Here is a 768-nt window from a genome sequence, read left to right on the forward strand (position 1 = left end):
CTCGAAGTTGGAGGACGGCAGGAGGAGGTCGACGTTCGCCTTGTAGAAGATGCGAGCGGCCTTCTCGATGCCGATGCCAGCGACCACCTGGGTGGTCTTGGCGCGCGGGTGCGTGCCACCCTGCGACAGCAGGTAGAACGCCAGGTTGGAGATGCCGGAGCTGTAGTGCACGTCCACGCCGGACGAGTAGTCCGGGTAGTAGTCCAGCGAGTCGCCGTCCAGCGTCGGGCTGTTCATGTAGCGGAGCGCGTCGTTCGGGATGCTCGGCGTCCAGATGTCGTCGCCGATCAGCCAGTGACGGGCCGAGACATCACCCGCGCCGTCGCCGTACCACTCGCAGACCGCGCCGAAGATGTCCGACATGGACTCGTTCAGACCGCCGGACTCACCCGAGTAGATGAGGTCCGACTCGACGTCCGTCACGGCGTGCGTCAGCTCGTGCGCCGTCACGTCCAGCGAGTTCGCCAGGTTGGAGGCATTCACGCCGTCGCCATCGCCGTACACCATCTGGGTACCGTCCCAGAAGGCGTTCACGTACGCGACGCGGTGGTGCACGGTGCTGATGAGGACAGCGCCCGTGTTGGTGTACGAGTCGCGGCCGAACAGCGTGTTGTAGCAGTTGTAGACGGTGCCGAGGTGGTCGTAGTTGGTGTTGACCACGGGGTCAGCGTGCTCCGGCTGACCCTCGGTGCGCACCACCGCGCCCGGCAGGGTGCTGGTGTTGTTGCCGTTGTGCATCCGGCGGTTGAGCGCCTCGTGGATGGTCGG

Annotated in this window: 1 protein-coding gene; it reads right to left on the reverse strand. The window is 65.6% G+C overall.

The genetic code is table 11. The annotated features are described in order from the left end of the window. A partial coding sequence (locus tag G4D85_RS48455) for a M4 family metallopeptidase (protein WP_164021928.1) occupies nucleotides 1-768 on the reverse strand: 768 nt, incomplete at both ends.

It is taken from the genome of Pyxidicoccus trucidator, assembly GCF_010894435.1.
GTDB classification, from domain to species: domain Bacteria; phylum Myxococcota; class Myxococcia; order Myxococcales; family Myxococcaceae; genus Myxococcus; species Myxococcus trucidator.